At 73.7% G+C, this 12,519-nt stretch carries 13 protein-coding genes; 7 read left to right on the forward strand and 6 right to left on the reverse strand.

What is annotated here, in order from left to right; translation table 11 throughout:
• The coding region (locus tag amrb99_RS48270) for a LysR family substrate-binding domain-containing protein (protein WP_190868840.1) at window positions 1–637 on the forward strand (637 nt) is incomplete at its 5' end.
• A gap of 68 nt (window positions 638–705) precedes the next feature.
• Window positions 706–990 carry a YciI family protein gene (locus tag amrb99_RS48275; protein ID WP_190868841.1) on the forward strand — a complete coding sequence of 95 codons (285 nt, stop codon included), beginning with the start codon at window positions 706–708 and terminating at the stop codon, window positions 988–990.
• On the opposite strand, the gene amrb99_RS48280 is transcribed toward amrb99_RS48275, so the two are convergent.
• Window positions 980–1,699, reverse strand: a complete 720-nt coding sequence (locus amrb99_RS48280; RefSeq protein ID WP_190868842.1) for an HAD family hydrolase — start codon at window positions 1,697–1,699, stop codon at window positions 980–982. The two genes, amrb99_RS48275 and amrb99_RS48280, sit on opposite strands and share 11 nt — an antisense overlap.
• The gene (locus amrb99_RS48285; RefSeq protein WP_190868843.1) at window positions 1,696–2,295 is read right to left on the reverse strand and encodes a TetR family transcriptional regulator; all 600 of its coding nucleotides are present in this window, start codon (window positions 2,293–2,295) and stop codon (window positions 1,696–1,698) included. Before amrb99_RS48285 ends, amrb99_RS48280 begins: the two co-directional genes overlap by 4 nt.
• Before the next feature lie 85 nt (window positions 2,296–2,380).
• Here amrb99_RS48285 and amrb99_RS48290 point away from each other — a divergent pair, with 85 nt between their 5' ends.
• The 3 genes from amrb99_RS48290 (at window position 2,381) to amrb99_RS48300 (ending at window position 4,810) form a co-directional block, all read left to right on the forward strand.
• Window positions 2,381–3,172: an SDR family oxidoreductase gene (locus tag amrb99_RS48290; protein ID WP_190868844.1), complete on the forward strand. Its 792-nt coding sequence runs from the start codon at window positions 2,381–2,383 to the stop codon at window positions 3,170–3,172.
• 88 nt (window positions 3,173–3,260) lie between these two features.
• Complete coding sequence (locus tag amrb99_RS48295; protein ID WP_190868845.1) at window positions 3,261–3,926, forward strand: hypothetical protein; 666 nt, start codon at window positions 3,261–3,263, stop codon at window positions 3,924–3,926.
• A complete protein-coding gene (locus tag amrb99_RS48300; protein WP_190868846.1) occupies window positions 3,923–4,810 on the forward strand; it encodes a nucleotidyl transferase AbiEii/AbiGii toxin family protein in 888 nt (295 codons plus the stop codon). The genes amrb99_RS48295 and amrb99_RS48300 overlap by 4 nt, the downstream gene beginning before the upstream one ends.
• Before the next feature lie 167 nt (window positions 4,811–4,977).
• Here the strand turns inward: amrb99_RS48300 and amrb99_RS48305 are convergent, their stop codons facing one another.
• Window positions 4,978–6,813, reverse strand: coding sequence for a glycosyl hydrolase family 18 protein (locus tag amrb99_RS48305; protein ID WP_190868847.1), 1,836 nt, complete (start codon window positions 6,811–6,813; stop codon window positions 4,978–4,980).
• Between the two features lie 205 nt (window positions 6,814–7,018).
• Window positions 7,019–7,498: a MarR family winged helix-turn-helix transcriptional regulator gene (locus amrb99_RS48310; RefSeq protein WP_190868848.1), complete on the reverse strand. Its 480-nt coding sequence runs from the start codon at window positions 7,496–7,498 to the stop codon at window positions 7,019–7,021.
• A 61-nt stretch (window positions 7,499–7,559) separates the two neighbouring features.
• Here amrb99_RS48310 and amrb99_RS48315 point away from each other — a divergent pair, with 61 nt between their 5' ends.
• A complete protein-coding gene (locus tag amrb99_RS48315) occupies window positions 7,560–7,976 on the forward strand; it encodes a cupin domain-containing protein (RefSeq protein WP_190868849.1) in 417 nt (138 codons plus the stop codon).
• A 97-nt stretch (window positions 7,977–8,073) separates the two neighbouring features.
• On the opposite strand, the gene amrb99_RS48320 is transcribed toward amrb99_RS48315, so the two are convergent.
• Complete coding sequence (locus amrb99_RS48320; protein WP_151546181.1) at window positions 8,074–8,718, reverse strand: response regulator transcription factor; 645 nt, start codon at window positions 8,716–8,718, stop codon at window positions 8,074–8,076.
• Window positions 8,682–10,007, reverse strand: coding sequence for a sensor domain-containing protein (locus amrb99_RS48325; protein WP_347257186.1), 1,326 nt, complete (start codon window positions 10,005–10,007; stop codon window positions 8,682–8,684). Before amrb99_RS48325 ends, amrb99_RS48320 begins: the two co-directional genes overlap by 37 nt.
• A 257-nt stretch (window positions 10,008–10,264) precedes the next feature.
• Between amrb99_RS48325 and amrb99_RS48330 the strand changes: the two genes are divergently transcribed.
• Window positions 10,265–12,519 (forward strand): Tex family protein (locus amrb99_RS48330; RefSeq protein WP_347257187.1); only part of this gene is annotated, 2,255 nt, incomplete at its 3' end.

Here is a 12,519-nt window from a genome sequence, read left to right on the forward strand (position 1 = left end):
CGCCGAGCGGGGCGCGCGGGCCGTGGCGGCCGCGTCGTCCGGCACCCGGACCCTGGTCGTCGGCGTGCCGCCCGGTGTCCCGCCCGACCTGCCCGGACGGCTCGGCGCGGCGGCGCGGGACGCCCGGGTCCGGCCGGTGTACGAGGACGCCGCGACCGACCGCCAGCTCGCCGCGCTCCGCCGCCGCGAGCTGGACCTCGCCGTGGTGACGCTGCCCGCCGACCTCGCCGGGCTGGCGTCCGAGACCGTCCACGACGAGCCGCTCGGCGTCCTGATGGGGGACGGCCACCGGCTCGCCGCGCGGGAGGCGGTCGCGTGGCGCGACCTGGGGCGGGAGCGGCTGCTGTGGTTCGACCGCGGGCTCGCGTCCGGCTACCACGACGCGGTGCTCGGCGCGTGCCGCGCCGCGGGCTGGGACCCGGAGATCCGCGTCTCCACGGCGCGGCGGGCGGTGGCCCGCGCCGAGCTGACCTCGGGGGAGCCGGTCGTCGCGCTGCGTCCCGCGTGGGCGGCGGAACCCGGGCTCGTGTGGCGGCCGCTCGCCGGGGACGCGCCGCGCCTGAGGTTCGCGCTCGCCTGGCGCCGTGACGCGGGTCACGCGTACGCCGAGGCGATCGCCCGCCGTCTGCGGCGTTAGGCGGGGCCTCACCCGCCCTAGGCGGCGCCTCGTGGACGGGACGGCGCCGCGCGGCGTTCACTGCCGGCATGTTCCTGTTGCTGCTGCACTACGACGACGGCGTCCTCGACGAGCTGGACGCGCTGATCCCCGAGCACTACGCGTACGTCGACCGGCACATGAGGGCCGGGACGTTCCTGCTCACCGCCCGCCGGGACCCGCGCGTCGGCGGGGTGATCCTCGCGTCCGGCACGGACCGCGCCCGCATCGAGGAGATCACCGCCGAGGACCCGTTCCTGCGCACCGGGCGTGTCCGCTACGAGGTCATCGCGATCGAGCCGACGCGCTCGGCGCTCGCCGGCATCACGGTGTGAGCAGGCCGGGCAGCTCCTCCAGGGACGTGATGCGGGGGACGTCCAGGCCGTCCGGGACGGGCCCGGCGGAGCGGTCGAGCCAGACGCCCGCCAGCCCGGCGGACGACGCGCCCCGCGCGTCCACGTCCAGCCGGTCGCCGACGTAGACGACGTCGCGGGCGGGCAGGCCGAGCCCGGCGCAGGCGACGCGGAAGATCTCCGGCTGCGGCTTGGCCGCGCCGGTCTCGGCGGAGGTCACCAGGTACGCCAGCCGCTCCGCCAGCCCGATCCGCTCGATCTTCGCGCGCTGCTGCCCGGCGTCCCCGTTGGTGATCACGCCGAGCCGCAGGCCGCGCTCCGCCAGCGCCGCGACGGGACCGGGCGCGTCGGGGAACGGGCGCCACGCGGCCGCGTACCGTGCCGCGTACCCGCTGATCCACGCGTCGGCGCGCGCTTCGTCCCAGTCGCCGAGCCCCAGCTCGCGGGCCAGCGTGATGATCCGGATGCGCCGCTGCTCGGGGAACGTCAGCTCGCCCGCCAGGTACCGGTCGACCGAGGCGTCGACCAGCTCCAGCCAGCGCCGGACGAGCCGCTCGGGGTCCTCGTCCGGGAACGACGCGGTGATCGCCTCGGCCGCCGCGCCGGCGTGGTCGAGCAGCGTCCCGTCGAGATCGAACAGGACCGCCCGGGGCGACGGCGGGACCGCTCGCGCCGCCGGGCCGCCGGTCATGCGAAGATCCCGGCTTCGGCGAGGGCGCGCGCGGTCTCCACGACGGACGCGCGCCGGCGCGCGAGCGCGGCCTCGTCGTCGTCCTCGTCCAGGATGAGCCGCCGCAGCTGCGGCACGGCGAAGTTCCACACGACGAGACCGATGATGGTGAAGATCCGGTCCTGCGTGACGCGCGTGCCCTCCGCGCCGGCCGGTGCCCGCACGACTCCGGCGGCCTGGAACTCGCAGAGCCGGGCGCGGTAGTCCTCGCGGCGCTCCGGCTCGCCCTGGACGTCGCCGCCGCCCTCCAGGGCCTCCCACAGCAGCAGCCGGACCAGCTCGGGGTTCTGCCCGTACCAGTCGAACAGCCGGCCGATCCCTTCGGCGAAGTCGTCGGGGCGGAGGTCGGCGCCGTGGCAGACCTCGTCCACCTTGCACCGGACGACCTCGCCGAACAGCTTCTCCTTGCCGCCGAAGTAGAGGTAGATGGCCTGCTTGTTGGCGCGGGCCTTGAGCGCGATGCGCTCGATCCGGGCTCCCGCCAGCCCGTGCGCGGCGAACTCGGCCGTGGCGGCGTCGAAGATCCGCCGCCGGGTGGCCTCCGCGTCGTACGTCATGCCCTGAATTAAACCATCCGGTTGACTTCGGCGGCTCGGCTGGGCCAAGGTAAACCAACCAGATGTTTTATTTGAGGAGAACGCGATGACCACCACCGAGGCGCCGATCCCGGTCCGCTCGCCGCTGCCGCAGGCCCTCGCCGGGCAGACCGCCGTCATCATCGGCGGCAGCTCCGGCATCGGCCTGGCCGCCGGCGCGATGCTGGCCTCGCTCGGCGCGCGGGTCGTGCTGACGGGCCGCGACAAGGCGCGGCTGGACGCGGCCGTCGAGCACGCCCGCGCGGCGGGCCCGGACGCCGAGGTCCTGGGCGTCGCGGGCGACGCCGCCGACGACGACGCGGTCGAGGAGACCTTCGAGCGCGCCGGCGCCGTCGACCACGTCCTGCTGACCGCCGGCAGCGCCGCCGGCGGCGCGCCGATCACCGAGGTCACCCGGGACGCCGCCCGCGCGGCGTTCGAGGGGCGGCTGTGGACCGCGCTCGCCGCCGCGCGGGCTGCGGTGCCGAGGATGAATGCGGGCGGGTCGATCACGCTGACGTCCGGCGGCCTGGTGACGCGGCCCCGGCCGGGCATGACGCTGCTCGCGGCCGTCGGCGGCGTCGAGACGCTCACCCGCGCTCTCGCCGTGGAGCTGGCGCCGCGCCGGCTCCGCGCGAACACCGTCCGCTACGGGATGTTCGACACCCCGCTGGCGCGCGGCGTGATGGGCGCCGGCGCCGACCGGGCGGGGGACGAGGCCGTCGCGGAGGTGGGGCGGCAGACCCCGCTCGGCCGCCTCGGCACCGCGGACGAGGCCGCGGCCGCCGTGCTGTTCCTCATGGCGAACCCGTACATGACGGGGGAGATCCTCACGATCGACGGCGGCCAGGACCTCTAGGACCGGCGCCAACGTCACGGCGAGCCGGGAGACCGGCGATCCGGAAAACCGGTGGGCCCCGCGATGACCGGTTTGCGACCATCCGGGGGTGGACTTCGCCGGAGACTTCGAGACGCATGTGACCGTCCGCCCCGCGGCCGCCGGGGCGGTCGCGGGGTGGGCGGTCGCGCGCGGCCTGAAGTTCGTCCACATCGTCCTGGAGCGCGGCCGGGTGGCGTCGCAGCCGATGCTGACGCTGCGCACCCGCGGCACGCTGGACGACGCCCTCGCCGACGCCGCCCGGACCGCCGCCGACCTGCGGGCGGACGGGTTCGAGGTGGCGCGCGTGAAGGTCGAGGCGGCGCCGTGGAACGCGGGCGTCCCCGCCGACGACGCCGACGCGCTCGGCCCCGCGTACTACTTCGAGCACCATCTCAAGCTGCTGCTGGAGCCCGGATTCGACGCGGGCGCGCTGGCCGGCGCCGCGCGCCCGCACGCCGCGCACCTGTCCCGCAACGCCCGGCGCGTCCGCGCCGACGGGAGGGAGGAGCGGTTCGTCACGCAGCGCTGCCGGTGCGTGGGCTCCCGCACGGCGGCCCGCCGCCTGGACGCGCTGGCCGGCGCGCTGCGGGCGCGCGGCCACGAGATCGTCTCGGTGGAACGCGAGTTCGTCGTCCACGACGGCGACGCGTCGCTGGACGACGGCTGGATCGAGGAGCCCGCGCGGTTCGAGCGGTCAGAGGAGCTTGCGCGGGTCGAGGAGGAGACGCGATGACGGAGGACCCGCCGCTCCTGGGCATGGGGCCGCACGAGCCCACCCTGGAGGAGATCGCGCACGAGGGCGCGCTGGACCACGTCCTCGACGCGATCTCCCGGTCGAGGTGGGGCGAGCATCTCGTCCTGCGCGGCAGCGCGCTGATGCGCGCCTGGTACGGGCGGGACGCCCGAATGCCGCACGACCTCGACTTCATCGTCGACTCCGAGGTGTGGAGGGACGACGAGTTCCAGACCGACGAGATCTTCGAGGACCTCTTCCTCGACGTCGAATACGCGCCCCGGACCGACCTGATGGACGGCCTGCGCTTCGTCCCGAGCCGCGTCGAGCGGTCGTCGATCCACGCCTACGGCGCGCGGGAGACCATGGTCCGCGACCGGCCGGACGACCGCTGGGGCTTCCGGCTCACGCTGCCCTGGCACTGCGGCGGCGTGAGCGGGCAGGTGCAGGTCGACTTCGCGTTCGACGAGAAGCTGCACGTCCCGCCGTGCCGGACCGCCGTCCCCCGCCCGTCGGGGGACGCGCCGCTGCTCCTCAAGGCCGCCACGCCCGAGCAGTCGCTGTGCTGGAAGCTGCACTGGCTGTGGCTCGACTCGCGCCCGCTGTCCAAGGACCTGTACGACGTGTGGCTGCTCAGGAACGTCCGGCCTTCGCCGTCGCTGCTGGACAGGACGACCGGCCTGGACGACGCGGCGTCCATCATCGGCACCCGCTGGCTCCACGCCGAGCTCGCCCGCTGGGACGGGCTCGACTGGAAGGGGTTCCGCGCCGAGCACCCGATGGTCCGCGGTACGGCGCGGGACTACCTGAAGGCCGTCGAGGACGACCTGGTGCGCCCCCTGTTCGACCGGGAGGCGCCGGCCCCGCCCGCACGGCCGGCGTGACGGCGTGCGCCCGGCGTGACGGCGTGCGCCCGGCGTGACGGCGTGCGCCCGGCGCGAGGCACCGGCGCATGGAAGGGCCCCTGACCGGCGTCCGGTTTCGGTCAGGGGCCCGTCGGGCTCGGCCGCGCTTCAGGGGGCGCTGGGAGGGCGCGCCCCGGGGAGCCGCGTCAGCCGAGGCCGTTCTTGATGGCGGCGATCAGCTCGCCGCCCGTGGTGTCGCCGCTCAGCTCCCAGAAGAAGGCGCCGCCGAGGCCCTGCCCCTTGGCGTAGGCCATCTTCCCGCCGATGGTGGACGGGGTGTCGTAGCTCCACCATTCGCTGCCGCACTTGGCGTAGGCGGTCCCGGCGACGGTGCCGGTCGCGGGGCACTTGCCCTTGAGGACCTTGTAGTCCTCGATGCCCGCCTCGTAGGTGCCGGGCGCGGCGCCGGTCGCGGTGCCGCCCGGTTCGGACTGGGTGACGCCCGTCCAGCCGCGCCCGTAGAAGCCGATGCCGATCAGCAGCTTGCCCGCCGGCACTCCCTTGGCCTTGAGCTTGGCGATGGTGTCGCTGGTGTTGAAGCCCGCGTGCGGGATGCCGGGGTAGGACGTCAGCGGGGAGTGCGGCGCCGTCGGTCCCTGCGCGTCCCACGCGCCGAAGTAGTCGTAGGTCATCGGGTTGAACCAGTCGACGTACTGGGCGGCGCCCGCGTAGTCGGTGACGTCCATCTTGCCGCCGTCGCTGGCGTCGGCGGTGATCGCGGCCGTGACGAGGCCGCTCGACCCGAACTTCGCGCGCAGCGCGCCCATCAGCTTCTTGAACGCGTCCGGGCCGCTGGTGTCGCACGAGAGCCCGCAGGCGTTCGGGTACTCCCAGTCGATGTCGATGCCGTCGAAGACGTCCGCCCAGCGCGGGTCCTTCACCAGGTTGTAGCAGGAGTCGGCGAACGCGGCGGGGTTCGCGGCGGCCTGCCCGAAGCCGCCGGACCAGGTCCAGCCGCCGAACGACCAGAGGATCTTCAGGTTCGGGTACTTCTTCTTCAGCTTGCGCAGCTGGTTGAAGCTGCCGGCGACGGGCTGGTCCCAGGTGTCGGCGACGCCGTCGACGCTGTTGGCGGCGGTGTAGGTCTGCTGGTAGTCGGCGTAGGCGTCGCCGATGGCGCACTGGCCGTTGGTGACGTTGCCGAACGCGTAGTTGAGGTGGGTGAGCTTGGCGGCGGACCCGCTGGTGTCGATGTTCTTCACGTAGTAGGCGCGCTGGTAGACGCCCCAGTCGGTGAAGTAGCCGACGACCTTGTTCCCGCCGCCCCCGGGGTCGCCGCCCCCGCCGTCGTCGGTGGTGACCGACACGGCGGCGGACGCGGCGGACACGTTACCGGCGGCGTCGCGCGCCTTGACGGTGAAGCTGTAGGCGGTCTTGGGGGACAGGCCGGAGACGGTCGCGCTCGTGCCGGTGACCGTGGCCGCCTTGGCGCTGCCGTTGTAGACGTCGTAGCCGGTGACGCCGACGTTGTCGGTCGACGCGTTCCAGGCCAGCGAGACGCTCGTGGCGGTCTTGGACGTCGAGCGCAGGTTCGCGGGAGCGGTGGGAGGCTGCGTGTCCTGCTGCGGGGTGCCCGAGCCGTCGCAGGCGGCGCCGTTGACGGTGCAGCCGGTGAGCCAGCCGCCGCCGGTGCCGTCGAAGCCGAAGCTCGTGCTCGCGCCGGCGGCGACCGTCCCGTTCCAGCCGGCGTTGGCGAACGTGTAGTGGCTGCCGGAGACGGTCTTCGTCGCGTTCCACACCGTGGTGATGGACGTGCCGGACGGCAGGTCGCCCTCGACCTTCCAGCCGCTGATCGCGGCGCCCGTCCCGTTGGTGATCGTGCAGTTGCCCTCGAAGCCGGTGCCCCAGTCCGAGGTCTTGGCGCACGTCGCGGTGACGGTCCCGGCGGCCGGCGCGGGTGGCGCCGTGAGCAGGGCCGTCGCGAGTGCGAGGGTGGCCGCGGTGGCGAGCGCGACGGTTCGCCTTCCGCCCGGTCTGGACATGATTCTCCGTTCGTCCGTCCCCCGAACCAACAGGAATCCCCGCTCTTCTCTTAGGAAAGTTTCCTAAGAAATTGAGGCGATGGTAACCACGCCGACAGGGCCGTTCAAGCCCTTCCGGGCGGCCGGGGCGGCCGGGCGGCGCTGGTCTGGGCGCCTGCCTGGGGACGTACGGGACGGCTGCGCGGAGAAAGACCGGAACGAGGATTCAGGCCGTCCCGAACCAGCCCGGCATGTCCAGGCGCCACAGGTCGTCCGGCGTCATCGCGCGGAGGGTGCCCTCCAGAGCCCGCACCTGGTCGACGCCGAGCCGCCGCACCCAGTCGTCGCGGATCCGGTCGAAGATCTGTGCGGACCGGGCCAGCGCGTCGACGCCGTACGGGGTCAGCCGTACGATCTTGCGCCGCGCGTCGGCCGGATCGGCGGTGCGCTCGACGTAGCCGGCCCGCTCGAGCGTCTCGACCATCTTGCCCGCGGCCTGCTTGGACACGCCGAGCCGGCGGCCGAGCTCGACGGCGGTGGTGCCGTCCGGGCCGATCGCCTGGAAGACGAAGCCGTGCATCGGGCGCATCTCGGGATGGCCCTCGCGGGCCAGCTCGGCGTGCAGCTCATCGATGATCACGCGGAACGCGAGGAACAGCCGGAGCGGCAGCTCGAAGCCGGGCGGGTCCGGGGGAGCGCTTGACATGAAAGGCAACCTCGTTGACTATATGGACAACCACGTTGACCAATGTACGGGATGAGGGACTATGACACTGCTTCGCGACGCCGACAACCGCCGCACCGAGACGCCGAACGGCGTGATGACGACCTTCGCGACGCCCACCCAGGGCGGCACCGAGGGCATCGCCGTCTGGCGCGTCGACGCCACGCCCGGCAGGACCGGCCCGCTGCACGCCTTCGACACCGAGCAGGTGTGGACGTTCCTCGACGGCGCCGCCACCGTCGACCTCGACGGCCGCAAGCTGGAGGTCGGCCCTGGCGACACCGTCGTCCTGCCCGCCGACCTGCCCCGCCAGGTGACCGCGTCCGCCGGGGGCTTCACCGCCGTCGTCGCCGCGCACGCCGGCTGCCTGGCCTACGACCCGGACGCCGTCGTGGACGACGCCAAGTGCGAGCTCGCGCCGCAGGGCGACGAGCGGATCGTCCCGCCGTGGGCCCGGTGACCAACGCCAGGCCGCCGAGGAACGCCCGGCCGCCAACGGACGCTCGGCCGCCGGCGGACGCTCGGCCGCCGACGAACGCTCGGTCGCCGGCGGACGCTCAGCCGCCGAGATAGGCCAGGACCGCGAGCACGCGGCGGTTGTCGTCCTCCGACGGCGGCAGCCCGAGCTTGCCGAAGATGTTGTTCGTGTGCTTGCTGATCGCCTTCTCGGTCACGAACAGCTTCGCGGCGATCGCCGCGTTCGAGCGGCCCTCGGCCATCAGCCCGAGCACCTCGCGCTCGCGGGGGGTCAGCTGCTGCAGCGGCTCCTCGCGGGCGTGCCGGGTCAGCAGCTGCGCCACCACGTCCGGATCGAGCGCGGTGCCGCCGTCCGCGACCCGCCGCACCGCCTCCACGAACTGCTTGACGTCCGACACCCGGTCCTTCAGCAGGTAGCCGATGCCGCCCGAGCTGTCCGACAGCAGCTCCCGCGCGTACAGCTGCTCCACGTGCTGCGACAGCACCAGCACCGGCAGCCCCGGCACCTGCTTGCGCGCCTCCAGCGCCGCCCGCAGCCCCTCGTCGGTGAACGTCGGCGGCAGCCGGACGTCCACCACCGCGACGTCCGGCCGGTGCGCGGTCAGCGCCCGCAGCAGCGACGGCCCGTTGTCCACCGCCTCCACGACCTCGAATCCGAACGCCCCGAGCAGCCTGATCAGGCCGTCTCTCAGGAGGGCGAGGTCCTCGGCGATGACAACGCGCACGGCAGCTCCAGGGTCACGACGGTCGGCCCGCCGGGCGGGCTCGTCACGGCCATCGTCCCATCGAAGGCCGCGAGCCTGCGCTCGATCCCGCGCATGCCGCTCCCCGCCGCGGGGTCCGCGCCGCCCGTCCCGTCGTCCCCGATGATCATAATCAGCCGGTCGCCGGTGTGCTCGATCTGGAGCCACGCCTGCCGCGCCCCGGAGTGCTTGACCACGTTCGCCAGCATCTCCGCGACCGCGAAGTACGCCGCCGACTCCACCGGCGCCTCGAGCCTTCCCGGACCGGCCGGCCCCGGCCCGCCTCCCGGGCGCCCGGACAGGTCGATGTGCACGTCCACGGGCAGCGGCAGGGTCAGCGCGAGCGCCCGCACCGCGCCGTCGAGACCGCGTTCGGCCAGCACCGGCGGGTGGATCCCGCGGACCAGGTCGCGCAGCTCCGTCAGCGCCGTCCCGCTCGACTCGCGCGCCTCGGCGAGCAGCTTCTGCGCCATCTCCGGATCGTGCTTCAGCATCTCCTCGGCCAGCCCGATGTTCATGCTCAGCGCCACCAGCCGGGCCTGCGCGCCGTCGTGCAGGTCCCGCTCGATGCGGCGCAGCTCCGCGGCGGAGGCGTCCACCGCCTCCGACCGCGTCTCGGCGAGCTGCTCGACCCGGGCCGCCAGCGCGTTGCGCGTCGGCGCCAGCAGCGACTGGGAGAACAGCGCGTGCGCCTTCAGGAAGAAAGGCCCCACCGGCCAGGACACCGCGAACAGCACCGCGCCCAGCACGACCGACCCGACGATCCCGGCCGCGCCCCAGTCGTCCAGCGGCCAGAACGGGCCCCACCCGTAGCCGCCGATCATCGCGAACCACGGCGCGAGGAACACGCCCTCCAGCCCGTACACCGCCAGACCGCCCGCGAGCACCCCGAGCACGAGCGCGACCGGCACGTTGAGGATCGTCCACAACAGGTCGCGCCAGGACGCGGGGTCGCCCAGCAGCCACCTCAACCGCCGCCACGGCCCGACCGGACCCGCCGGCTCCGGCCGGTACGGGACGGGGATCCGCACCCCGGACCACTCGGCCGCCCACGTCCGCTGCTGGTCGGCGACCGCCCGGATCGCCTGGAACACCGTCGGCGCCAGGACCACGCCGACGCCCAGCGGGATGAACGCGATCGACAGCACCGCCAGGATGAACAGCGGCAGGTTCACCGTGAACGCCACCACGATCTGGACGACCGCCCGGAACAGGCCGGGGAGCAGGCGGGTCCGGGCCCGGCGTCCGTACTCGCGCAGTAGCTCGCTCACCGGGTCCTCCAAGGAATCGCCATAGCGGTGGATCTCCACCATTGTGGTCGAGCGCGGTCCAGGGCTCGGTGGTGCTAGACCCACTCTTCCCCGGCCGGTCGGGTGGTGCTGGGCCTACCGTCATACGAGCGGTGACAAGACAAGCGGCCCCGATCCCTGGACAATGCACAGGCGACACCCAGGGGAGAAAGCGAATCCAAGCTGTGACAGCGACCATCAGCCAGACGTCCGCCGGCCACGAGGGCGCCGAGCCCTCGATCCGGCCCATCACCGAGCGCATCGCCGAGGAGATCGGCGTCCGCGAGGGCCAGGTGCGGGTCGCGGTGGACCTGCTCGACGGCGGGGCGACCGTCCCGTTCATCGCCCGCTACCGCAAGGAGGCGACCGGCGCGCTCGACGACGCGCAGCTGCGCGCGCTGGAGGAGCGGCTGCGCTACCTGCGCGAGCTGGACGAGCGCCGCGCCGCGATCCTGGAGTCGATCGAGTCGCAGGGCAAGCTCACCGGCGAGCTGCGCGCGCAGATCATGGCGGCCGACTCCAAGGCCCGCCTGGAGGACATCTACCTCCCGTACAAGCCGAAGCGGCGCACCAAGGCGCAGATCGCCCGCGAGGCCGGCCTCGAACCGCTCGCCGAACTGCTGCTGGACGACCCGTCCCGCGACCCGCAGGCCGAGGCCGCCGCCTACGTGGACGGCGAGAAGGGCGTCGCCGACACCGCCGCCGCGCTGGAGGGCGCGCGCGCCATCCTCGTCGAGCGGTTCGCCGAGGACGCCGACCTCATCGGCGCCCTGCGCGAGCGCATGTGGAGCCGGGGCCGGATGGTCTCCCGGGTCCGCGACGGCAAGCAGGAGGCCGGCGCGAAGTTCGCGGACTACTTCGAGTTCGCCGAGCCGTTCGCCAAGCTGCCCTCCCACCGCGTCCTCGCGCTGTTCCGCGGCGAGAAGGAGGAGGTCCTCGACCTCGACCTGGAGCCGGAGGAGGAACCCGAGGACCCGTCCGCCCGCAGCTCCTACGAGGCGGAGATCGCGCGCCGCTTCGGCATCGCCGACCAGGGCCGCCCGGCCGACCGGTGGCTGGCCGACGCCGTCCGCTGGGCGTGGCGCACCCGCATCCTCGTGCACCTCGGCATCGACCTGCGCACCCGGCTGCGGCAGGAGGCCGAGGACGAGGCGGTCCGGGTGTTCGCCGCGAACCTGCGCGACCTGCTGCTCGCCGCGCCCGCCGGGACCCGCGCCACCATGGGCCTGGACCCGGGCCTGCGCACCGGCGTGAAGGTCGCGGTCGTCGACGCCACCGGGAAGGTCGTCGCCACCGACACGATCTACCCGCACGAGCCGCGGCGGAAGTGGGACGAGTCGATCGAGACCCTGGCGAAGCTGGCCCGCGAGCACAAGGTGGACCTGGTCTCCATCGGCAACGGCACCGCGTCCCGCGAGACCGACAAGCTCGCCGCCGACCTGATCGCCCGGTACCCCGACCTCGGGCTCACCAAGATCATGGTGTCGGAGGCGGGCGCGTCGGTGTACTCGGCGTCGGAGTACGCGGGCCGCGAGCTGCCCGGCATGGACGTCTCGCTGCGCGGCGCGGTGTCCATCGCCCGCCGCCTCCAGGACCCGCTCGCCGAACTCGTCAAGATCGACCCAAAGTCGATCGGCGTCGGTCAGTACCAGCACGACGTGTCCGAGGTGAAGCTGTCCCGCTCCCTCGACGCCGTCGTCGAGGACTGCGTGAACGCGGTCGGCGTGGACGTCAACACCGCGTCTGCGCCGCTGCTCACCCGCGTGTCCGGCATCGGCGAGGGCCTCGCGGACAACATCGTCGCCCACCGCGACGCCAACGGCCCGTTCCGCAGCCGCTCCGGGCTCAAGGACGTCCCGCGGCTCGGCCCGAAGGCGTTCGAGCAGTGCGCGGGCTTCCTGCGGATCCCCGGCGGCGACGACCCGCTGGACGCGTCCAGCGTGCACCCCGAGTCGTACCCGGTCGTCCGCCGCATCCTGGAGGCCGCCGGCAGCGACATCAAGGGCCTCATCGGCAACACCGCCGTGCTGCGCTCGCTCAAGCCCGCCGAGTTCGTCGACGACACCTTCGGCCTGCCGACCGTCACGGACATCCTCGCCGAGCTGGAGAAGCCCGGCCGCGACCCGCGCCCGGCGTTCAGGACGGCGACGTTCAAGGAGGGCGTCGACAAGATCTCCGACCTCGAACCCGGGATGCTGCTGGAGGGCGTCGTCACCAACGTCGCCGCGTTCGGCGCGTTCGTCGACGTCGGCGTCCACCAGGACGGGCTCGTCCACATCTCCGCGATGTCGGACAGGTACGTCGAGGACCCGCGCGAGGTCGTCAAGCCCGGCGACATCGTCCGGGTGAAGGTGCTGGACGTGGACCTGCAGCGCAAGCGGATCTCGCTGACCCTGCGGCTGGACGACGAGCCGGGCCGCGACCAGCGGGGCGGCCGCGGCGGTGAGCCGCGCGACCGCGACCAGCGCCGGCCCGGACGCGGCGGCGGCCAGGG

It is taken from the genome of Actinomadura sp. RB99 (genome assembly GCF_014706005.1).
GTDB lineage: Bacteria > Actinomycetota > Actinomycetes > Streptosporangiales > Streptosporangiaceae > Spirillospora.

Bases quoted from the DNA above. Each gene is read 5' to 3' on its own strand.
- amrb99_RS48290 (WP_190868844.1), top strand. From the start codon at position 2,381: ATGACCACCACCGAGGCGCCGATCCCGGTCCGCTCGCCGCTGCCGCAG.
- amrb99_RS48280 (WP_190868842.1), bottom strand. From the start codon at position 1,699: ATGACCGGCGGCCCGGCGGCGCGAGCGGTCCCGCCGTCGCCCCGGGCG.
- amrb99_RS48275 (WP_190868841.1), top strand. From the start codon at position 706: ATGTTCCTGTTGCTGCTGCACTACGACGACGGCGTCCTCGACGAGCTG.
- amrb99_RS48300 (WP_190868846.1), top strand. From the start codon at position 3,923: ATGACGGAGGACCCGCCGCTCCTGGGCATGGGGCCGCACGAGCCCACC.
- amrb99_RS48285 (WP_190868843.1), bottom strand. From the start codon at position 2,295: ATGACGTACGACGCGGAGGCCACCCGGCGGCGGATCTTCGACGCCGCC.
- amrb99_RS48310 (WP_190868848.1), bottom strand. From the start codon at position 7,498: ATGTCAAGCGCTCCCCCGGACCCGCCCGGCTTCGAGCTGCCGCTCCGG.
- amrb99_RS48305 (WP_190868847.1), bottom strand. From the start codon at position 6,813: ATGTCCAGACCGGGCGGAAGGCGAACCGTCGCGCTCGCCACCGCGGCC.
- amrb99_RS48315 (WP_190868849.1), top strand. From the start codon at position 7,560: ATGACACTGCTTCGCGACGCCGACAACCGCCGCACCGAGACGCCGAAC.